This window comes from Psychrobacter sp. AH5 (assembly GCF_040371085.1).
In the GTDB taxonomy this organism is placed as follows: domain Bacteria; phylum Pseudomonadota; class Gammaproteobacteria; order Pseudomonadales; family Moraxellaceae; genus Psychrobacter.
The window spans coordinates 709282-730350 of record NZ_JAMBMT010000001.1; the positions used below are offsets into that span (position 1 = coordinate 709282).

The window sequence follows — 21069 nt, forward strand, 5'->3', positions numbered from 1 at the left end:
ATTAGTTACCTCCTAGTTTTAATAGCATAATCATCATATCGGGCGAGAGTAAGTCTGCTAATGCAAATGGGGCGACGGCTGGAATGGCAGCGCCTGTGACTACTCCTTGAAATGGCTTATCACCAGGCTTGGTATTACCATCATCACCGTAATAGCCTGGCCCTTGGCCCCCTGCCAAATCATGCGGACCCGCGAAGCTTTCAATATTCATATCGATAAGTCCTCCAGGCTTGTATTCAAAGCCAAATAACGTCCCTTGTTCTGCCTGAAAGCCACCTGTAGCGCCAATTTGAGGTTTGAATTCTTTCTTATCATCTTTTAAGCTTTGGTAGGTGGGATATTTATCATTACCTTCATAAATATAATTACCATTTACATCAGTCAATAGTTGATTATTAGCATCTCTAGCACAACGTGTATTTCCCTCCCCACAAATCACATCGGTAGATAAACGTGTACCACCCAATTTAACCCCATCAAAATAGCCACTGTCATAGGAGACGTTACTAATAACTTGGCTATTGCCATTTTCATCAGTATATACCACGCCTGGTGACTGTCTTGAATTATCCAAGCTCTCTTTACGCATTTTGGTGGCTGCCAGTTGTAAGCTACCTTGAGTAATGGCAGGTTCAGGTAATCCTGCTAGGACGCCTACTAGGGTTTGTAATAAGCGCTTTTGGTACTGTAGTTTGTAGATCTCATTATAAATAGCATTTTTTTGCTCGTCACTAGCGGTTTCAAGCTGCTTGAGTAAGTCAACTTGGCGAGTGCCCGTGTAGTCGTTGATGGCTTGAAAGCTTTCTTTACGGAATTCTTTGGTGATTTCAACTTGTACGTTGAGGTCTTTTAACACTGCATTAGCATTGAAGTTGTTATCAAGCTTGCCGCCGAGAGCTTCACGGTTCTCAGTAGTGAGCATGCCTTGTGAATCATTGTAGCCACTCACGCCGCCTTTGGTGATACTACTATCACTGTCACTATCAGTGCCATAGCCCAAACCATTCATGTTGGCTTGTGGTTTGATTGAAAAGAGAACTAAAATTAAAAATCTTGGCCTATAGATTTGGGTTCTTTAATGGTCTTGAAATATGCGGAGCATGGGCTATTTATCTTTAATAGTTAGCTTTGTGCCTCGTCCCTCGGCAGGGGAAAGTATGGCTTTATAATTGGACAGTGCTACGCTATTTTTTATTTTAAGATGTTGGGAGTCGATATTGGCATAGCCTTTGCCACGACTGGCGGTGATGATGACGTTATTGTCGGCTTGGAACAGGGCGTTGTTGGTGATGTTTAGATTACAAGTTTCAATCAGCCTACGCTTGCTTGTTAAACACAACAAGGCTAATACGGGTTTTCATCATAAACACCTTAATTATTATCTGGTTTCACCAGTTTCCATTGCGGTGCGCCGCCACACTTCTTATTTAGACGCTTTTGTTCATCCGATGGTAGTTGCTTGTAGTAGTCTCCACTGATTGCACAGTCTTGTTGGTAATAATCACTTAAAACACAGCCACTCATATTTAACATTAAAAAGATGAGTGTGACCTTAACTATTTTCATTACGAATTTTCCTTATAAAATCTGTTTAGCTTTTTAGCTTTTTAGCTTTTTGGCTTTTTGGCTTTGGCTTAATTGGCATTCATCAACTGAATCAGACCATTTGGGATTTGGCTCACTACAATTTTAGTCAAGAAAGCGACAAGATTGATAGTTTGTAAGAAATAAGCATAAAGCATTAATTGTCATAAGGCTCTTCATTGTATTTGAACTCCTTATTCCTACTTATACTTAGGATCAGATTTAAACTTATAAGATGACTTATCTAAGCATTTATAAAGAATATCATCATCAATAGTCTTGCTATAGTTGCCTTCTAAAGCTGTTCTAGCAATATTTTGCTGAGAAGAAACACAAGAGTTTAGTTTTTTATAACCAATTGTTTTATCTATATTCTGTTTATTCCAATCAAAAATACCGTAATTACAGGCCGACAGGCTTAAGCAGAAAACGACTGTCATAATATTGAAAAGCATCTTCATCATAAATTTCTTCTGATTGAGATTTTGAGTTTAATTGGTTTAAATCTATTTAGTATGAATCTGCTTTTTAAAGCCTGATTAAGACCGCAATTTAGTTTGTGATCTTAAATTTGTAGTTTGTATTTTTAATACAGCTACTCAATATAGCTGAATCCACTTTATCGGTGTACTGGGAACCCAATATCGTTCTAGCTACCGCTTGCTGTGTGCGAGTACATTCATTAACATTTTTTGAGAGTTGAGGATCTATTTGGCTACAATTCCAGTCTCCTAACTTACAGGGAAAACATCCTGATAGTATCAGACACGACATCATGATAACGTTAATCTTAATAAGGCTTTTCATTGTATTTGAACTCATTGTTAGTGGCGGTTGGTTTAACTAAAATAGGCGCTGATAAATTTGTTTGATTTGGGGTGCCCCATATTTTTTCATACTCTATATATTCATCTGTGACTACACGTTCTTTTACGGTAACAACTCTGCCGTTTGTATTAACGTACTGACCCTGATTGTCCCTCAGATACTGTGACGGTATCTCCGCAAAATAACTAAAGGACTGGTTTCATAGTTTTCTTCTTAACATCACTACCTATATTTAGGGTCGGATTTGAATTTGTAATTATGATTCTTAATACACATTTTATAAATATTGATATCAACTTCATCATTATATTTAGCGCCTAGATTATTTCTTGCAATATTTTGCTGTTCTACTCGACATTTTTCTGTCAGCTTATAAGCTCTAGTCTTATCATAATGTTGTGAATTCCAATCAAAAATACCGTAGTTACAAGCGGATAGATTTAAGCAGAAAACTACTGCCATAACTTTAATAAGGATTTTCATCATAAACTCCTTCTGATTGAGGGTTTTTAGGTTTTACTAAAACAGGAATTGATGGATTAATATTGTCTTTTGGTTCGCCCCATATATCTAAAAACTTTTCAAAATCAGGGTTACCTACTTTTTGATCTTCTGGAACAACTTTACCTGCATTATCAATGTACTGACCCTGATTATTTGTAAGATACTCGTTTGGTATCTCCGCAAAATAACTACTGTGCGAATAGCAACCCCAACACTCGCCGCCTGTCGCAGGGTTGCCGCCTAGTATGATAGGAGGACGACCGACAAAGTCCGCTTTGTGTACCGCAGAATAAGCACCACTTTGATAAACAACTTCATTACCATCTTTGTCTATACCCACATAAGTATATCCATTTTTGGCAAGCTGATCAGCGTAGTCCTGTACGTTAGTAGCGGTGCCGTAAAAGCGTGACTAGCGAATGGGAACTTGTGTAACACCTTGATTGTTATTTAAGTCTTTTAGCGCGACGCTACCTGTCAACCCGCCTCGACTATGGTTACTGGTGTCAATCTGTAAGCCTTTGTCCATAGCATCAAGGTAGATATCTTGATTGAGTTTTTCTGAATTGGTTAGGGGCAGTTTGCCACCTAAAGTATCATTAAACTTGTCATATCCAGCATACATTAACTCTGAGGCAAATTGCCTAATATAAATAAGCACTACAGCCTATACACTAATAGATATTGTATCGTAAGCATCTATAAATGAGTTTAGAATAAATAACAATAAAATTATTATAGTTATTATTAACAAATACTTTAATTTCTTATTCATACTATTTACTCGACTTATCGAAGCACCCTTTAGCTTTTCGTGTTATATCATCAATTTTTTTATCGTTAAAACCTTTACCTAAAATTGAATTATGATTTTTATTTTTACGTGGAAGTTCACCAAATATATAATCACTATCAATTAATGAAATAATTGGAACCTTTCTTCTATCTTCTAGACTAGTTTTATCACCTTTACCACTACCAAAATCTATATATGGATCTACATCAAAGTCTTTATGACCAATCCATTTATGGGATATTTTTTATACATTCCATAATATGCTATTGACTCCTTTAATGAATGAATAAGCGAAAATGAGAATAGCAATAACGATGATTATAATCGAAGCATATAAGTATTTATTTTTCATTTCTATACCCTGTTAAATTCTTCAATAGTATTTATACACCCATTAAAAATATAGTTGACATTATAAATCTATATATGAAAAATATTATCGGTATCATTATAATTAAGAACGAAATTATATATATATACTTTTCCTTTCTTCTCATTGGCTTATTTCTCTTTCTCAAATGCTTTAGTAGCATTGTTAATTTTATCATTGATAATTTTTTCGTAATATTTTTGACCCAAAATCGAATTCGAGTTTTTATTTGCATTAGGCAAATTACCTAATATAGTTCCAGTATCAATATTATAAGGAGTTGGAACTTTTCTTCTATCTGTTAGACTATAGTAGAGCCTTTATAAAAGTGGTACAGTAGTTTTAAAATAAATGAAAAGTAAAAAGATTTTGACTTATTCAGCAGACTTCCGTGCTCAAGTGATTAAAAGTGTCGAACAACAAGATATGAGTATCAGACAAGCTTGTGCATTTTATGACATTAGTAAGGCCACGCTACAGAATTGGCTCAAAGATCCTAGTATTAAACTCACTCGCAATAAACCACCCAGTAAAATACCTAACGAAGCTTTATTAAAAGATGTTGAACAGCATCCAGACGATTACATGTACGAGAGAGCACAGCGTTTTGGCTGTAGTAAGTCGGGCATCGAGGCCGCTTTAAAACGTCTTGGTATCAGTCAAAAAAAAGACCTTAGAGCATCCAAAAGCTTGCCCATTAAACAGAGCTAAATATCTAAGTAAACTGGGCGACTACATCGCTCAAGGCTATGCAATTGTATACATATACGCGCGCGGCTTTGAGTCTGAAACCATTCGTTCTCATGGTTATTCACCTATTGGAACCCCTTGCATTGATTGCTATAACTGGCAAGGTAAAAAGCGCACCAACGTTATTGGTGCCTTATATGAAAAAGCGTTATTTGCCCTAGATTACTTCGAAAAGAATATCAATGGCGATATATTCTACAACTGGTGCAAAGACACGCTAATACCAAGCCTTAAAACTAAATGCGTGATTGTCATGGATAACGCTAGCTTTCACAAACGCGTTCAGAGATTACTCAACAGGCATGGTCATCGCCTGCTATTTCTACCGCCTTATAGTCCCGATTTAAACCCTATTGAGAAAAAATGGGCACAGGCGAAGTTTTTGCGCCAAGGGTGGATGGAGAATAATTTACCTAAACTGTTTCATGATATGGGTTGTACCAATTTTATTTTGTATTGACTATACAAGCAGACAACTCTTTTGTTCTTGCAGCTTCCTGTAAATGGGTTAAATAATTATTTTGCGTCTGATTGACACTAGTTGCCGTACTAGCTGTGTCTCCACCAACAACAGCGCCAACGCCTGCTGACAATCCTAAGAGCAACGCATTTTTAGTCGTCTCATCAACTCCTTGCTCATCTAAGTAACGACCTACCGCAGGAATAGAGACTGCTGTAGTGCCGCTAGCTAACGCTCCCTCAACACTACCAGTGGCAATAGCACCAACTAGCGTATGTAACGCTACCCGATAAGCACCACCTTCTGCCCATTTATCTGCTTCGTCTACTCTGCCTTGTTCAATAAGGTCTAATTGCCGTTTAACCGCAAAGTCCCCAACAGCCTTAGGCGCTTCCTTGCCAAACTCTTGAGTAATCTGCGTCTGCGCCCCCAGCTCTTCATTGACACGCGTCTCATCAAATACGTTCTCAAGCGCACCTGCATACTCAGCTTGATTGTCCGTTGTGATACCACTATTGCCCGCTATACCGGTGATACCAGCTTTAGTAATACTGCTATCACTATCACCATCTGTACCATAGCCTAAACCGTTAGTATTAGCCTGTGGTTTGTTCTCAGTCATACCAAGACTGACGCCAACTTGGATCGCATCGCCTTCATAGCTACTGGTGTTCTCAATGTCTTGAGTAGTGATACCGCCTTTACTGACATAGTTGTTGAGTCCTGCTTGTAGCGCTTTGTCGGTAGTAGTAATCGCCCCGCCAATCAGCGTGGTCTTACCCCCAACCACTAGATCAAAGCCGCCATCACCTGTAAAGATGCCAGATTGCTCGCCTACCGCTTTATAGTCCGCATTAATGTCCGTCTTACCGCCATTGACCGAGAGACTTGAGCCTACGCCATTGCTTAGGATGTCAACATCTAAGGTAAAGCCTGCATTCTTTTGCTTGCTGTCATAAGAGTAAGTATCTTGTAGCGATTCAATATTGACGTCACCGCCAATAGCGCCTTGGATCTTGTCTGTGTTAAGTACCCCGCCTTTGAGGTTGAGGTCATTGCCTATATCTAGGGTAGTGGTACCACCTACGTTGATTTGGCTGTTGGCATAAGTCACTGAGTCGCTGTTGGCATAGCCTTTGCCGCGGCTGGCACTGGCGGTAATGCCGACACCGCTACCTGTTGAAGCATAACCCCCAATAGCCGCACTTGAGCTTGAGTTCGTACTACGAGTAGTACTGTTTTGTGCGACGCCACTGACGTTGAAATCATTGTCCGCTTGGAATAAGGCGTTATTGGTGACATTAATGTTACTACCATTAATATTGATATTACTGTCTTTACCGGCACCTGTGGCGATCAGGGCTAGGTTGTTGGTTTGGATATTAGAGGCTTGGTTTTGTTCAGTGTAGCTACTAGAGTTAGATTAAAAAAAGAACTAAAATTAAAAAGCTTGGCCTGTAGATTTGGGTTCTTTAACAGTCGTGAAATATGCGAGGCATGGGTTATTTATCTTTAATAGTTAGCTTTGTGCCTCGTCCCTCGGCAGGGGCAGATACTTTACGATTAGGTGGAGCAGTATTTTTCTATTTCAGATGTTCAAAACGCTGGGTGTCGCAAGCTCCACCTAGCCTACGAGCTGAACAGGTATGGCCATCGTATCCTTTGGCTACCACCCTATAGCCCTGATCTTAATTCCATTAAAAAGAAATGGGCTCAGGCTAAGTTTCTACGCCAAGGGTGGATGGAGAATAATCTGCCTAAACTGTTTCATGATATAGGTTGTATCGATTTTATAAAGACTTAACTATATAATAAACTTATAAGTATACTGTGATTGTCTCAACTAACTGTTCTTGATACTCTTCAGAATAAGGTAGTAGATAATTTGTTCTAATAAATACACCTTCTACTATTTCATCTGGTTTAGATAAACTAGATAACAAGTAATGAACATCGCCAGGTCCATAATAAAAACCAAAACCAAGCTTAGACTTTAGCAAATCAAGTCTACTACCTATCGTTAAAACATTAAATAATTTTCCTGAATATTTATTTGATACATGTATTGCAGTCAATATGGGGATATCTCCACTGAATTCTAAAACTACATTATCATCCCAATAGCAATAAATGTCATTTATATAGAAACCGCCAATAGTTAACTCATTCCTACGAAATATAAACCAAAAATTATTGGTATAATCTGTCGAGCATTCCTCCTTAGTTTTTTTTAAAATATTTCTTGTATGCCTTTTAAAAAAATCAAAACTTATTCCTAACTCTATACCAGCAGCCATTGTAGCAGGAACAATATCTCCATCCATTATTGGCTCTATGTTTGTCATTTTTTTACCCACTTATTGTTTTCTTTAATTATCACTTGACCCTGTGGATTCATGTAAATCTGATTTGGTGCAATTGTGCCTGTTTTAAAAGGTTTTTCTGGATTGATAATTCTAATTTGTGTTCCGTCGTTTTTCACAAGCTTATAATATTCTGAACTTTCATGCGTACCACCACCTGGATGGTACTCAACCTCTTTATAAACTTTATGACCTTTTATATCATAATAGGCACTTCTTCCAGAATGTTTTCCAATTTTGGGTTCTCTTATAATCAATGAAGCACCATCCATCTCAAAACTCTGTCTAATTTTATTAATATCAGCACCCCAAATATTTGCAGGGTTTTTCTCAACTCCTCTTGGAATACCAGCTTTTCGAGCGAGTTCTTCTCGGAATTGTAGTCGGTCATTGTATATAAAATTAGGTCTAGTGTTTTGAGCAACATTTGTACTCGACGTAGCATATTTACCTGTAGTACTAACAACCTTGTTAGCAGCCACAGCATATCCTAACCCGCCAGTACCAAGAATATCAGCTGCTAACTGTATATTTCTAGCACCTTGGTCTGTAAATCCCATACCTTTTAAATTTTTGGTGGTGTGTCAAAAAGTATGCTGATTAAAACTTGAACAATTTTTGAAGCCTTTAAAGCCCTATAGAATCAGAGAACTTAGCATAGATTTCTTATTGACTTCTATCGCTAGCATACTTTTTAGAACACCACCAAATTAAGAACCATTCATAGATTTGAACGAATAGTCTATGGATGGTTTTTTTATTACTTACTTGATATATACTAGCAAAAACTTAAATTTGATCATTTCCTGAATATCTTTTTAAATTCCTCAATGTTAAATCTGAGATATTGAAAGGTAGTTCCAACTTTCAACAACCTTGGTCACAAAATGGTCACCATTTGGTCACCGAGCAGTTGGTCACCGATTTTCAAAAGATATCGCTTATGCGCAAAAACTTATCATCTATGCATTGTTAAAGAGCAGACCGTTTGTTAAAGATGGATAGAGAGAAAGTATCTAGCCCCTATAAAGAAAGGGTTTAAGAGGAAATCTAAACACAAAAAAACCTCAAGCAAACTAATACTTGAGGTTGAAACTTTTGTATTAAAACTAAGTTTTAAATATGGCGCAGCGGACGGGACTCGAACCCGCGACCCCCGGCGTGACAGGCCGGTATTCTAACCAACTGAACTACCGCTGCTTAGGTCGTGCTAGCATTTTGTTTTTTCTTTTATAAGAAGATAAGACCCACTTGCTAATAAGTGGTGGGTGATGACGGATTCGAACCGCCGACATTCTGCGTGTAAGGCAGACGCTCTACCAACTGAGCTAATCACCCTGAGAACCGTTAAAAAATTGCATTGCAATTTTAGGTTCGCAAGAGAAATTCTTTAAATAGGATTTCTAAAAGTCATAAGATCCAAAGCTGTCACACTAAAGATAAATAACCTCTAACAACTCAGAACCAATAAAGCCCCTTGCTGTGGGTGTGTATTATATACAAATACTTAGGGCTGTCAAATACTATTTTATAAATAACACAAATAAATAATGACTAGGGCTGAACACTAGCGTAAATAAGTCCTTATGAGTAGCTAATATAACCAAAGAATATTTGATAAATTATAGTATAGCAGCTTACTATAGCGTTTATTTTATACTAGCTTAAAGCTTGTATACTAGCGTGAGTTAGAATCATTTATACCTATATAGTCTAAGATAAACCCTTTAACGGAGGCCGCTATAGATCCTTTAGCTACAGAACCAACTCTTGCGCCTTGGTCTTGGATCGACTTTGCCGGGCTGGGTCTAGTATTGCATGTATTGTTGATGGTGGTCATGACCTTACGCATCGTCACTGTACAGCGCAATATCGGCGTCTCTATTGCTTGGATTGCTATGCTCTATACGCTACCGTTAGTGGGGTTTATCGCTTATGTTTTATTAGGCGAACCGATGATTGGACGGCGCTATCGCCAGCGTGTCGATCAAGCGCAGCTGTTGACCAATGATATAGCGGCTCGCGAGCGTTTGGTTTTTGATCAAGGCCAAGAGCTCTTAGATGATCATTATCGCGGTGTTAGTCTTATTGGCACAAGAAAAACTGGCTTTGGCGTCTTTGCTGGCCACCAAATGCAGCTACTCACTACCCCCAAAACCATTTTTGAGCAGCTGATTACTGACATTCATAATGCTTCTTATAGTATTTATATGGAGTTTTATATTATCTATCCCAAAGGTCAAGTGCTTGAGGTGTTAGAGGCGCTGATGAGTGCAGCTAGGCGCGGAGTAGATTGTCATATATTAGCCGATAGCGTTGGTAGTTTAAGTTTTTTAAATCACCAATCCTATAGAGGGTTACAAGAAGCTGGGGTTTTTGTCCATCAGTCGCTGCCAGTTGGTTTATTTAAGACTTTATTTAAGCGCTCAGACTTGCGCAATCATCGCAAAATCATTGTCATCGATGACTATATAGGCTATATCGGCAGTTTTAATTTGGTTGATCCTAATTTTTTTAAACAAGATAAAAATGTCGGTCAGTGGATCGATATGATGATTCGCAGTACCAGCACCAAGCCGATTAGTATCGCGACTGCTATGACCAAAGTAGTGGTGACTGATATTGGTGCTGAGAGTCAAGACAATCTATATGAGCTTAATAAACGGGTGAATAATTACACTCGTAAGCTCTATGTCATGCATCCGACTATCAACGATATCAATAGCCGCGTACAAGTGATTGACGCTAATGTCGATGAAGCGGTGCATACTGTGCAGCCCGCTCTCGGAACTAGCTCAATTGCTATCGCGCAGATGCCAGTGGTTGAGGACGTTATAGCCCAGCTTATTCCTTCAGCGCCGCAGCTGACTGGTCACGTTATTTATAATACCTTAGTGACCATCATTCACCGTGCTAATAAGCGTATTCAGATTACTACCCCCTATTTTGTACCGGACGAGGCGTTATCAGGAGCTTTAGCCACAGCGGCAAGGCGCGGCGTCGATGTGATTTTGATTATCCCCAAAAAGGTGGATTCTTTTTTGGTACAGCACGCTTCACAAGCTTATTATCAAGAGCTGTTAGAGGCAGGGGTGAAGATAGCTCGCTTTGAGGGCGGTTTATTGCATGCTAAAACCGTAGTTGTTGACGATGATTACTGTCTATTTGGCACGGTAAATATTGATATGCGTAGCTTTTATCTTAATATGGAAGTGAGTTTAGCCATTTATACTCCAGAGATGGTGTCACAAGTTTTAAATTGTCAAAAAGCTTATTTAGAGAACTGCCGATATTTAGAATTAGGGTATTGGCAGCAGCGTCCTAGCTCTAAGCGTTTGTTCGATAATGTGATACGCTTATTTAGTCCGTTATTATAGAGTCTGCAATTATTAGAGCCTGTAACCCTTTAAAGGATTTTTAGCTATGTCTGCCACCACAGATTCTTTTTTGACCAAAACGGCGCTTGATTATAGCGCCGAAGGCTACTGGCAAGACTTTTTGGCTAAGCGTCCTATCGCAGGCGGTATTGCTTATGAGCCGCAGCTGCGGTCGTGCGAGTTGGACGAATCATTGGCTAGCTTACAGCGCCTAGATACGCTGCTATCGCAAATACGTCGAGACCTATTCAAAAAAGCTAACCAGAGTAACGTTGAGGTAAATGAAGCACAGCTCCTAGCAGATGAGCGTTTTCGACATTTATTATTATTTCTCGCTTTTTATGCCGGACGAGTGTTAGCGCCTCATTGGCAAAGCGTCCCGCATTGGTACAGTCAGTCGGAGCTACGTCGCCGCTATCCTGAGCTAAATTTGAGTGCAGATGATTTTTATCAAGAAATGGCGGTCCTTTATCGCAGTAGTGATCTAAGCGAAGACGAGGATAATAAGGGTAATAAGCTAACGACTGAGTTGTTTTTTGCCCTTGAACCGATTGGTTTGCGGCTATTTGGTAATGTGGACAGGCAGTTTGCCTCGGTGCAAGGCAACCAAGTCGCTAGTGGGCTGTATCAAGCGGTCAAAGAGCGTTTGCCTGATACTGTCAAGCCCAGACAAGCCAAAGAAGCGGATAGCTCAGTCATAAAACCCTCTACTATTGAACAAAAACAACGGGCGAGTAAGGCAGCTAGCCTAGCAGTTGATAAGGATTTAGTGACAACCACTACTCAGCCTACCTTAATTAAAAATAATAACAGTGCAGTCGCAATCGGTACTTATAAAACTTCCACTGTCAAAAAAGATATTGCTAACGAAGCTAATAAGCCGCTGATAAAGGAACAAGCAAAAGCGCCTAAGCAAGCTGAAAAAACAGCTCAACCCACCCCAGAGCTATTTACTAAGCTGTTAGCTGAGCTTATTGAGATTGAGATGCCGCAAAACGCTGGGGCAGAGGAGTATCAGCAGGCTTGCAAAATTTTGGATCAATTTGAGCGCCATATCGCTCGGCAAGGCAAACCACGTACGCAAGTTGAGTTTTCTGAGACTCATCAAGCGGCTCGTCAGCAAGCCTTACGGTTATTGAGGGATGCTGCCAATAAAGGCAACACCTCAGCGATGCTGCGCTTAGCTATGTATCAATTATTAGGCGAAGGACTAGCAGCTACTGATTTCAGTGCTATAAGCAACTCTACAACCAATAGTACGACCAATTCTGTAATCAGTGCTGAGGGTAATACACCTATGAAGCAAGCAGGATTGACATTGATAGAGCAAGCGGCTAATGCTCAAGACAGTCGGGCTCAGCGTCTTCTTAGTAGACTCTATTATCAAGGAGTTGGCGTTGAGCAAGATATGGATAAAGGTAAGTATTGGCTCGAGCAAGCGGCTGAGAATGGTCATCCTGAAGCCATAACTATCAACAAGCAATGGCAGCAAGCGCATTTATTGATAGAAACTCAAAAGCAAGAGCAGCATAGCTTTAAGCGTTATCAGTGGCTTATCGGTATCATCTCAATAGCCGCTATTTTGCTTATTATTTTTGTCTAAAGAGTAGCTGCTTTATTTAGTATTGTCTAAGCTCTGAGAATAAGTGTTTTTGGTTAATAATTATTAAACACCGCGCTATGATTTAGGCTAAAATTACCCCCTTTTTTAATCTCAATAATCCCTTGAATTGAACCTTTACCTTTATGCTGCCACCTGAACCTCAAAATGATACTGCACCATTGCCCGCCGTGACGAAAACCTCTAAGTCAACGCTATTGTCGTCGCGTACTCCGCTGAGTCCGCCTTGGTATTACCGAGGCGCTATTGCTGTGCTCAAGCCTCTATATCGCTTGCAGGTTTGGCAGCGCTCACATAAACGCGATAATTATCAAGAGGAAGTTGATCAGCGCTTTGGGAGACAGTACCCAGCACTGCCAAAATCACAGGCTTTGGATCAACAAGTGCAAAAAGTCATTTGGTGCCACGCGGTGTCTTTGGGTGAGACTAATACTATCGCGCCTTTATTAGATGCTTTAATGGCGAAAGGCTACGCTATTTGGTTGACTAATACGACCCAAACTGGCTTTGCTCGCGCCACTATCCGTTTTGCTGATGATATTGCTCAAGGGCGCCTGAGTCATAGTTACGTACCGGTGGATAGCCCTAAAGTCATCGACAGTTTTTTAAATCACGTGCAGCCCATCGCCGCCTTATTTGTAGAGACGGAGCTATGGGCTACTATTTTGAGCACCTTGTCCGAGCGGCGCATTGCTAGTGTGTTGGTTAATGGCCGATTATCTGCCTCATCTTTTAACCGCTATCAAAAGATTGGTGCGGTAAGCGCAAGTATGATGCAAAATCTGACATTAATCATTGCTCAAGATAAAGAGTCGGCTAAGCGCTTTCGTCAGCTTGGGGCGCGTAGCTCTCAAATTCGTGTGGCCGGCTCGCTGAAATGGGTGATTAATACGCCGCAATTAAACTCTGTGGATAATAAGACCTCATCTGAGAGCGCTGAATCTGACCGCTCTGATGAGATATCGAATCGACCGATATGGGTAGCCGCTAGTACTCATGATGGTGAAGAGAGCGTAGCATTAGCTTGGCAACAGCAGCTCTTGTCTAGCACTTTAGCTGACTCCAAACTAGCTGAGACTTTATTAATTATTGTACCGCGCCATCCTGAGCGTTTCGATGAGATAGCTAATTTAGTTCAAGCGAGCGGACTTACGATGGCAAGACGTAGTTTGAACGAGCCTATCAGCGCACAAACTCAAGTTTATCTAGCCGATAGCATGGGCGAGTTAATGCGCTGGTATGAGTTAGCCGATGTGGCTTTAGTCGGTGGCTCTTTGGTCGATATCGGTGGCCATAATCCGGTAGAGCCTGCTAGTGTTGCCACGCCGATAGTGATGGGGCAGTACACTGAGTCTTGTCAAAGTGTGGTGGACAAATTGGCAGAAGCTGGCGCGCTTTATCAGCCTGATAATGAGTTTTATCAAGCCAGTAGCGATAACGCGCGCCTTGGCGTTTCATCAAAAAATCCGACCTCAAAACATTCGACATTTACAAAACCGCCTTCAAAATCACAGATTATTACCGATAACGAGCTTATTTATCAGCAGCTAGCATTTTGGTTAAGTCATCCAGCGGCGGCTAAGGCGGCAGGATTAGCCGGCGCAAAACTAACCGCTGAGCAGCAATTAGTACTGCCGCGTCAATTAACGATGATAGAAGAGGTGGTTGAGCAAGCTAGCAGTGGCGTGCTTTATGAATAGTATTTTATTGCCCAAGGCTAGTTTCTCAGGCTCTTTGGCACAAGTGCAGTCGTCTGAGCAAATCACTCACATTAATCAGGTATTAGGCTTGCAAGTAGGCGACAGCCTAAAAATCGGTCAAATAGGCGGCAAACTTGGTAGCGCCACTATTGATAAAATAACGCGTAATGCTATTGAACTACGTGAGGTGCAGCTAGATATTGACCCCCCAAGTAAGTTAAATCTTAGCGTGATATTAGCACTGCCGCGCCCCAAAGTGCTTCGCCGCTTAATCATGGATATGACTGCGCTTGGCGTAAGTGATATCGTGCTCATCAATAGCTACCGCACGCAAAAAAGCTATTGGCAAAGCCCGATGCTGGCGCGTCTTGACGAGTTCGTATTAGCCGGTTTGCAGCAAGGCGTCGATACTATCGCGCCCAATATCACGTTAGAAAAACGCTTTAAACCTTTCGTTGAGGATAAACTAGCTAGTCTTCTAGCAGATAACCAGCAGGCTATCGTTGCCCATCCTTATAGCTCGTTATCTTTGTCAGCATATTTGACCCAAGCGGCGGTTGTGACAGGTTTACCGCAAGTGCTGTGTATTGGTAGCGAAGGCGGCTGGATTGATTATGAGATTGAGTTATTAGCGCAGCATGGCTGTCAAGCGGTCAATATAGGCCCAAGAATACTGCGCACAGAAGCGGCGGTCAATGCCATTATCGGACAATGGCTTTTGCATAATTAGTCTAATCACAGCAGCGTAATAATAACCAGTCAATAGTAAAAGCTAGCACGAGGAATTGTATAAAGTTATTGATAATTACTCTCATTTCTATTAGTATGTGTTTTTAGTTTCTAAGCGGTTTATCTACCCCTTAATCCCAACTATAACTTAATTATTTATTCCCTTATTTCGGAGAAAGCCATGTCGTTGCAAGCGCTTAACGCCCCATTTGCAGTAAGTCAGCCTATCAAAGCTACTTTGTCTGTTGCTGTAGTTAGCATGATGTTAGCTCTAGTCGGTTGTAATAAAGCTGAGACGCCTGAACAAACGACACAAGGCGAGACGCCAGCTACCGAAACTGAAACGACTGCTGCCCCTGCAGATAGCGAGCAAGTGGTAACGATTTATTCTTCGCGTAATGAGCAGCTTATCAAACCATTATTGGATAAATATACCGAAGCGACTGGGGTAAAAGTAGAATTAGTTACCGATAAGGCAGGGCCATTAATGGAGCGCCTAAAGGCGGAAGGTGATAATACTCCAGCAGATATGCTATTGACGGTCGATGCGGGCAATTTATGGCAAGCGGCGGAGCAAGGGTTATTACAGCCAGTAGCTTCAGAGACGCTAAATGCTAACGTGCCTGCTAAGTATCGTGATCCAGAAGGTCAGTGGACTGGTTTATCGCTGCGAGCTCGTACTATCATGTATGACCCAAGTAAAGTCGATGCCTCAGAATTATCTACCTATGCTGATCTGGCTGATCCTAAATGGAAAGGTAAGCTTTGTTTGCGCACCTCAAACGCTGTTTATAATCAGTCTTTGATCGCTAGTATGATTGAGAACTTGGGCGAGGAAAAAACCGAACAAGTGGTTCGCGGCTGGGTCGATAATTTAGCCACTGATGTGTTCAGTAATGATACTAGTATGCTTGAGGCTATTGCCGCTGGTCAGTGCCAAGTCGGATTATCCAATAGCTACTATTATGGCCGTATCTTAGATGAAAAACCTGATTTCCCAGTGAAGATATTTTGGGCCAATCAAGACACTACCGGCACTCACGTCAATATATCGGGCGCAGGCGTAGTTACTGGCTCTGATAATCCAGATGGCGCGCTTAAGCTGATGGAGTGGTTATCTTCTGACGAGGCACAAGGTCTTTATGCCAGCTCTGATAAAGAATACCCTGTAAAAGAAGGGATTGACGAATCAGAGATGCTCAGATCATGGGGCGAGTTCAAAAGAGACGATATCAGTGTACAAAAATTTGGCTCACTACAAACCCAAGCTATTCAGCTAATGGACAAAGCTGGTTATAAATAAAGCTGGTTATAAATAAGGGTTTGCTTGTTAGCATAAACTCCAGAGTAGCAAGAGTAATAAAGGGTACGAGATGGTAATAACGTTATGATAACTATACCAAAAGCGTCTAATCCGCAAGACGATATGGCCGATACAGACCTTATTGTCCGTAAAGATCGTACCTCTCTTAAACGTGTTTTATCGAAATCAGTCTTAGGACTGATTTCGTTGTTTATGCTGATACCGATTATGATCGTCCTACTGTCTTGGACACAGCCGATGGCTGATATCTGGCCACATATGGGCGAGTATGTGCTGCCGCAAGTACTAAAAAACACCGCTATCTTATTAGCGATGGTGACGGTCATCTCGGGTAGCGTGGGTACTTCGCTGGCTTGGGTTACGAGTATGTACCGCTTCCCAGGTCAGCGGTTTTTTTCTTGGGCTCTGATGTTGCCGCTTGCAATACCCGCCTATGTTTTCGCCTTTGTCACTGTCGGTATGGTTGATTTTAGTGGGCCTTTGCAGACGAGCTTGCGAGAGCTGGGCGTGACCACTGCTATTCCCTCAGTGCGCAACGTTTGGGGCGCAGGCTTTATTTTATCGCTTGCTTTTTATCCTTATGTTTACTTATTAGCGCGGCAAGCTTTTTTGTCGCAAGGTCACCGCGCGATCGAAGCGGGGCAGATGCTTGGGCTCAGTCGTAGCCGCGTGTTTTTTCGTTTGGCGCTGCCGCAAGCACTGCCTTGGATTATTGGTGGACTTTTACTTGCCAGCATGGAGACGCTAGCGGATTTTGGTGCGGTATCAGTATTTAATGTCGATACCTTTACCACTGCTATCTATAAGGCTTGGTTTGGCTTTTTTAGCCTGACTACCGCCGCGCAACTGGCGGCTTTACTCATTGGCGTAGTGTTTATCGTGGTGATATTTGAGCAGTATTGGCAGGCGCGTCGCGGCTCGATAACCGCGCAAAGCAGTAATAAGCGCCTGACGAGTAACGCAGCAGCTAAATGGGGCATGACGCTGCTTTGTAGTCTGGTATTTTTATTGGCATTTTTAGTACCGTTTTTGCAGCTATTGTATTGGACGGCGATGAACTACCGCCAAGACTTTGATGCGCGCTATATCGATTTTGTCACCAACAGTCTGCTTATTGCGAGCATGACCACAGTGCTGATTGCCTTTCTCGCTATTATCATTGCTTGGATTAAGCGTCAGTATGCCGATAAGAGCACTAAATTGATGACCACGCTTGCTAATTTGGGCTATGTGGTACCAGGCACCGTGCTTGCTGTTGGCGTGTTTATTCCTATTGCTTGGCTAGACAATCAGCTGATCGCTTTTGGTATTACCACCAAGCAAGTATTATCAGGTAGCGTCATTGTGATGCTATTAGCACTCTCAACACGTTTTATGACGGTAAGCTTTCAGCCGATCGATCGGCAATTACAGCGACTGACGGTCAATCAAGAAGCTGCCGCTGAACTGTTAAGCAGTAGTCCGTTACAGCGCTGGCGACAAGTGGTGCTGCCGGTACTTAGTCCGGGAGTGCTGACGGCTTTGCTAATGGGTTTTGTGGAGGTGATGAAAGAGATGCCAATCACCCTAATGACGCGTCGCCAAGGCTGGGATACGCTAGCGGTACGAGTGTTTGAGATGACAAGCGAAGGCATGTGGGCGAGAGCGGCGTTACCGAGTTTGCTGATTGTGTTGGTGGGGCTAATACCTGTATGGATATTACTACGCCAAAGTGAAAAGCATAGCTAATCTGCATAAATGGTAATCGTTCATGATTAACATGTTAGTATGAGCACTTTTAGATTTTTCCTTTAATTTTGTCACCTTTAAATAGCAGCGAGTATTCCTAATATTTATTATCGCCCGTCTCATTTATTTATCGCTTACGAGTACCTTCTATGTATACCAACTTGACTAATGATACTTTAGATACCGAGGAGAGCTATGCAAAACAGCCTTCTTCTAAAGACCGTCAATCCCTTACAAAAGGTCTAGATCCAAAGCTTATCAAAGCCAAAGCTAGGCTAGAAGTGAGCAAAAAATCATCTGTGCTCCCGGTATCAGCGTTACCGCAAAAAGGCCAAACTATGCAAAATACGCAAACGCTTGGTGAAGCGGATATGGGTAGCGATAGCAGCAGTGAGCAGAGCGACGGGCAACGTAACTACCGTGACCCGCGCGCCTCAAAGAGCGATACTGAGCCTTTTTTAAAAGTAGAAAACTTAATCGTGGGCTACGATGATGTGACTATCGTCAATGGCTTGTCATTGAGCCTGCAACAAGGTGAGATCGGTTGTTTTTTGGGGTATAGCGGCTGCGGAAAAACCACAGCGCTGCGAGCTATTGCTGGGCTTGAGCCTACCCGCCAAGGCAAAATTGAACTCAATCATCAGCGTCTAACCGAACAAGATAACCGCCATTCCTTTGCGGTGGCTCCTGCCAAGCGCGGTATGGGTATGGTGTTTCAAGACTATGCGCTATTTGGTCATCTCAGCGTCGCCAAAAACATTGGATTTGGTCTTAATAAATGGTCTAGCGCTGATAAAAAAGCGCGCGTGGCGGAGATGTTAGAGCTGGTGGGGCTGAGCGAGCACGCTGATAAACGTCCCGCTGAGCTATCGGGTGGTCAGCAGCAGCGCGTGGCGTTAGCTCGGGCACTGGCTCCTAAGCCAAAGTTACTATTACTTGATGAGCCTTTTTCTAACCTTGATGTGGTGCTGCGCGAGTCACTAGCGATGAGCGTGCGTGATATTCTAAAACGCACCAATACTACTGCTATTTTAGTGACTCATGACCAAAACGAAGCGTTTGCGCTCGCAGATAAAGTCGGGGTTATGCATCAAGGCAAGCTGGTACAGTGGGCAACGCCAAGCGAGCTGTATCATGAGCCGGTTAGTCCTTTTGTCGCTGAGTTCGTCGGCGAGGGCGCGATGATAGATGGTATTATCAAAGAAGGTCATGTCGAGACGGCACTTGGCGATATCTATCGGCGCATGGAGGTGTACGATGCCTCAGGGCAGCCGCAATACTGCGAGTATGACTATCCTAATGGCACGCCCATCAAAGTACTCGTACGTCCTGATGATATCATTCATGATGATGATAGCCCGCAGACTGCATTAGTCGTTGGACGAGTGTTTCGCGGTGCCAACTATCTGTATCGGCTGCAATTAGACAGTGGTCAGACGGTATTGTCGTTAGTCGCGAGCCACCATAACCACGCAGTTGGTAGCCATGTCGGTATCTTGCCGTTACTTGAGCATGTGGTGGTGTTCGATGAAAAAGACGTCAATGCCACCACGTGGTCAGAGTACGATAGATTACATTGAGCGCGCTTAAACAGGAGTAAACATATCAGTCAATATCAGCCGTTCGCAGTCGCTAAGATATGCAAGTAGCGTCCTAGCCATTTGTACGGTTCTACCTGAGAATAGCGTAGCTCCATTTTTATCACTGCTTCAGGGTCGTTATGACCGCCGCGCTTAAGCGGCGCGTAATCATGAAAGACACGTAGCCCGCTCTCAAGCACTATTTTATAATGATGTTGTTGGAGCCACGCCTCTACCTCTTGTCTGGCGACTGGATGATTGGGCGTTAGGCTTTTTTTATTGTCGGCGGCATAGTTGCCTTCAAGCTGTCTATCTAGCAGATTAAAATTACCCATAATTAGGTTGCGATAATCGAAGCTCGCTGGATTATAAAAGCAGAGCGATAATGCGCCTTGAGGGCGTAGCTGAGTATCAAAAAATCTCATTACCTCAGCCGGCTTGGCCAGCCATTCGAGCAGCGCGTGACAAAGGATGAGATCAAACTTAGTATCGCTGTTTTCTGCAGTACTGTCTGTAGCAAGCTTGGATGCAAGCTCCTGATAAGGGCAAACCAGCCAACTGATATCTAGCTTGGTTTTGGTGTCTGTCTCAAGGGCGGCAGCATGAGTTTGCGCTTTGTCTAACATAGCGGCAGAGATATCATTGATGACAAGCGTATGACCTTGCGCTGCCAGCTCTATAGCGATTTGCGCTAAGCCGGCTCCGACATCTAATATGCGCAGCGGACGTCCTAAGTTTTGACTTTGTGTCTCCACATACTCAAAAATATCTCGGCGCAATACCGCAAGCCGAATCCCTCCTTTTAAACCGCCGTAAACCTTTTTTTCAAAATGATCAGCAATCGGCTCAAAGCTACGATCGGTACGTATCTGTCTCTGCTGGTTTTGTGAGTCATCTTTTTTGTTGTCTGTCATAAATTGATTTTCTTTATTATTAAATTTACTACCGCTGCGTAGTTATGTTGAGTTTACTTTTATTAGAGCTTTATTTTGTACTTTAGCGGCGGCGTTTGAGCACCCATTTAAAGACGAGTTTAGATAATATGATAATAACAAAGACGACAATGACAAAGACCCAAATACCAGTGCCTTGTAAGTGTTGTTGATAGGCTTGAGCAAGGTATGCAGATAAGCCCATCGCGACTAATAGCGAACCCCAACGCACAAAAGGCAGTGCGCGATTATTATGATCAGGAAAGTACTGGGCATAATCACTAGAGAAGCTATAGAGCACCATTGCCAAAATCCAAACGATAGCTAGAACGATATCCATAAAATATTGACCTATAAAATAATAGTTTGAGGGTTCTTCTTTAACAGACCCTAGGCAAAACCAGTAGTCAGTTTAGCGATTAA

General features: G+C 42.0%; 20 protein-coding genes and 2 tRNA genes. 9 read left to right on the forward strand and 13 right to left on the reverse strand.

Translation table 11 applies throughout. The annotated features are described in order from the left end of the window. Position 1: 1 nt before the first annotated feature. The 6 genes from M0N77_RS03055 to M0N77_RS03080 form a co-directional block, all read right to left on the reverse strand. Positions 2-1009, reverse strand: coding sequence for a hypothetical protein (locus M0N77_RS03055; protein ID WP_353103429.1), 1008 nt, complete (start codon positions 1007-1009; stop codon positions 2-4). A gap of 362 nt (positions 1010-1371) precedes the next feature. Further along, positions 1372-1566 (reverse strand): hypothetical protein, encoded by a 195-nt coding sequence (locus M0N77_RS03060; RefSeq protein ID WP_353103430.1) that lies wholly within the window; start codon positions 1564-1566, stop codon positions 1372-1374. Positions 1567-1784: 218 nt separating this feature from the next. After that, complete coding sequence (locus tag M0N77_RS03065) at positions 1785-2048, reverse strand: hypothetical protein (RefSeq protein ID WP_353103432.1); 264 nt, start codon at positions 2046-2048, stop codon at positions 1785-1787. Positions 2049-2634: 586 nt separating this feature from the next. Continuing rightward, complete coding sequence (locus M0N77_RS03070) at positions 2635-2895, reverse strand: hypothetical protein (protein ID WP_353103434.1); 261 nt, start codon at positions 2893-2895, stop codon at positions 2635-2637. Next, the gene (locus tag M0N77_RS03075; protein WP_353103436.1) at positions 2879-3256 is read right to left on the reverse strand and encodes a hypothetical protein; all 378 of its coding nucleotides are present in this window, start codon (positions 3254-3256) and stop codon (positions 2879-2881) included. Before M0N77_RS03075 ends, M0N77_RS03070 begins: the two co-directional genes overlap by 17 nt. A 72-nt stretch (positions 3257-3328) precedes the next feature. Next, positions 3329-3577 (reverse strand): hypothetical protein, encoded by a 249-nt coding sequence (locus M0N77_RS03080; RefSeq protein WP_353103438.1) that lies wholly within the window; start codon positions 3575-3577, stop codon positions 3329-3331. 856 nt (positions 3578-4433) lie between these two features. On the opposite strand from M0N77_RS03080, the gene M0N77_RS03085 reads away from it, so the two are divergent. Beyond that, positions 4434-4793 carry an IS630 transposase-related protein gene (locus tag M0N77_RS03085; RefSeq protein ID WP_353103439.1) on the forward strand — a complete coding sequence of 120 codons (360 nt, stop codon included), beginning with the start codon at positions 4434-4436 and terminating at the stop codon, positions 4791-4793. After that, the gene (locus M0N77_RS03090; RefSeq protein WP_353103441.1) at positions 4732-5292 is read left to right on the forward strand and encodes a transposase; all 561 of its coding nucleotides are present in this window, start codon (positions 4732-4734) and stop codon (positions 5290-5292) included. Before M0N77_RS03085 ends, M0N77_RS03090 begins: the two co-directional genes overlap by 62 nt. Here M0N77_RS03090 and M0N77_RS03095 read toward each other — a convergent pair. From M0N77_RS03095 to M0N77_RS03115, 5 genes are all read right to left on the reverse strand, one after another. Next, positions 5279-6673, reverse strand: coding sequence for a hemagglutinin repeat-containing protein (locus M0N77_RS03095; RefSeq protein ID WP_353105552.1), 1395 nt, complete (start codon positions 6671-6673; stop codon positions 5279-5281). The genes M0N77_RS03090 and M0N77_RS03095 overlap by 14 nt on opposite strands. 436 nt (positions 6674-7109) lie before the next feature. Then, on the reverse strand, positions 7110-7637 hold the full coding sequence (locus M0N77_RS03100; RefSeq protein ID WP_353103443.1) for a hypothetical protein: 528 nt from the start codon (positions 7635-7637) through the stop codon (positions 7110-7112). Further along, positions 7634-8215, reverse strand: a complete 582-nt coding sequence (locus M0N77_RS03105; protein WP_353103445.1) for a hypothetical protein — start codon at positions 8213-8215, stop codon at positions 7634-7636. Before M0N77_RS03105 ends, M0N77_RS03100 begins: the two co-directional genes overlap by 4 nt. Positions 8216-8778: 563 nt before the next feature. Further along, a tRNA-Asp gene (locus M0N77_RS03110) sits at positions 8779-8855 on the reverse strand. A 62-nt stretch (positions 8856-8917) separates the two neighbouring features. Then, a tRNA-Val gene (locus M0N77_RS03115) sits at positions 8918-8993 on the reverse strand. A gap of 500 nt (positions 8994-9493) precedes the next feature. Between M0N77_RS03115 and M0N77_RS03120 the strand changes: the two genes are divergently transcribed. The 7 genes from M0N77_RS03120 (at position 9494) to M0N77_RS03150 (ending at position 19714) form a co-directional block, all read left to right on the forward strand. After that, positions 9494-11032 (forward strand): cardiolipin synthase, encoded by a 1539-nt coding sequence (locus M0N77_RS03120; RefSeq protein ID WP_353103446.1) that lies wholly within the window; start codon positions 9494-9496, stop codon positions 11030-11032. A gap of 46 nt (positions 11033-11078) precedes the next feature. Next, positions 11079-12635, forward strand: coding sequence for a tetratricopeptide repeat protein (locus M0N77_RS03125; RefSeq protein WP_353103448.1), 1557 nt, complete (start codon positions 11079-11081; stop codon positions 12633-12635). Positions 12636-12778: 143 nt separating this feature from the next. After that, positions 12779-14353, forward strand: a complete 1575-nt coding sequence (locus M0N77_RS03130) for a 3-deoxy-D-manno-octulosonic acid transferase (RefSeq protein WP_353103450.1) — start codon at positions 12779-12781, stop codon at positions 14351-14353. After that, positions 14346-15083 (forward strand): 16S rRNA (uracil(1498)-N(3))-methyltransferase, encoded by a 738-nt coding sequence (locus M0N77_RS03135; RefSeq protein ID WP_353103452.1) that lies wholly within the window; start codon positions 14346-14348, stop codon positions 15081-15083. The genes M0N77_RS03130 and M0N77_RS03135 overlap by 8 nt, the downstream gene beginning before the upstream one ends. A 180-nt stretch (positions 15084-15263) precedes the next feature. Next, positions 15264-16385, forward strand: coding sequence for a Fe(3+) ABC transporter substrate-binding protein (locus M0N77_RS03140; RefSeq protein WP_353103454.1), 1122 nt, complete (start codon positions 15264-15266; stop codon positions 16383-16385). An 84-nt stretch (positions 16386-16469) separates the two neighbouring features. Further along, positions 16470-18134 carry an iron ABC transporter permease gene (locus tag M0N77_RS03145; RefSeq protein ID WP_353103456.1) on the forward strand — a complete coding sequence of 555 codons (1665 nt, stop codon included), beginning with the start codon at positions 16470-16472 and terminating at the stop codon, positions 18132-18134. Between the two features lie 371 nt (positions 18135-18505). Beyond that, the gene (locus M0N77_RS03150) at positions 18506-19714 is read left to right on the forward strand and encodes an ABC transporter ATP-binding protein (RefSeq protein WP_353105553.1); all 1209 of its coding nucleotides are present in this window, start codon (positions 18506-18508) and stop codon (positions 19712-19714) included. Positions 19715-19749: 35 nt separating this feature from the next. Here M0N77_RS03150 and M0N77_RS03155 read toward each other — a convergent pair whose 3' ends face one another. Beyond that, entirely contained in the window at positions 19750-20628 is an 879-nt protein-coding gene (locus M0N77_RS03155) for a methyltransferase domain-containing protein (RefSeq protein WP_353103457.1), read from the reverse strand. An 82-nt stretch (positions 20629-20710) separates the two neighbouring features. Next, positions 20711-20986, reverse strand: coding sequence for a hypothetical protein (locus M0N77_RS03160; RefSeq protein ID WP_025647099.1), 276 nt, complete (start codon positions 20984-20986; stop codon positions 20711-20713). Between the last annotated feature and the right edge of the window lie 83 nt (positions 20987-21069).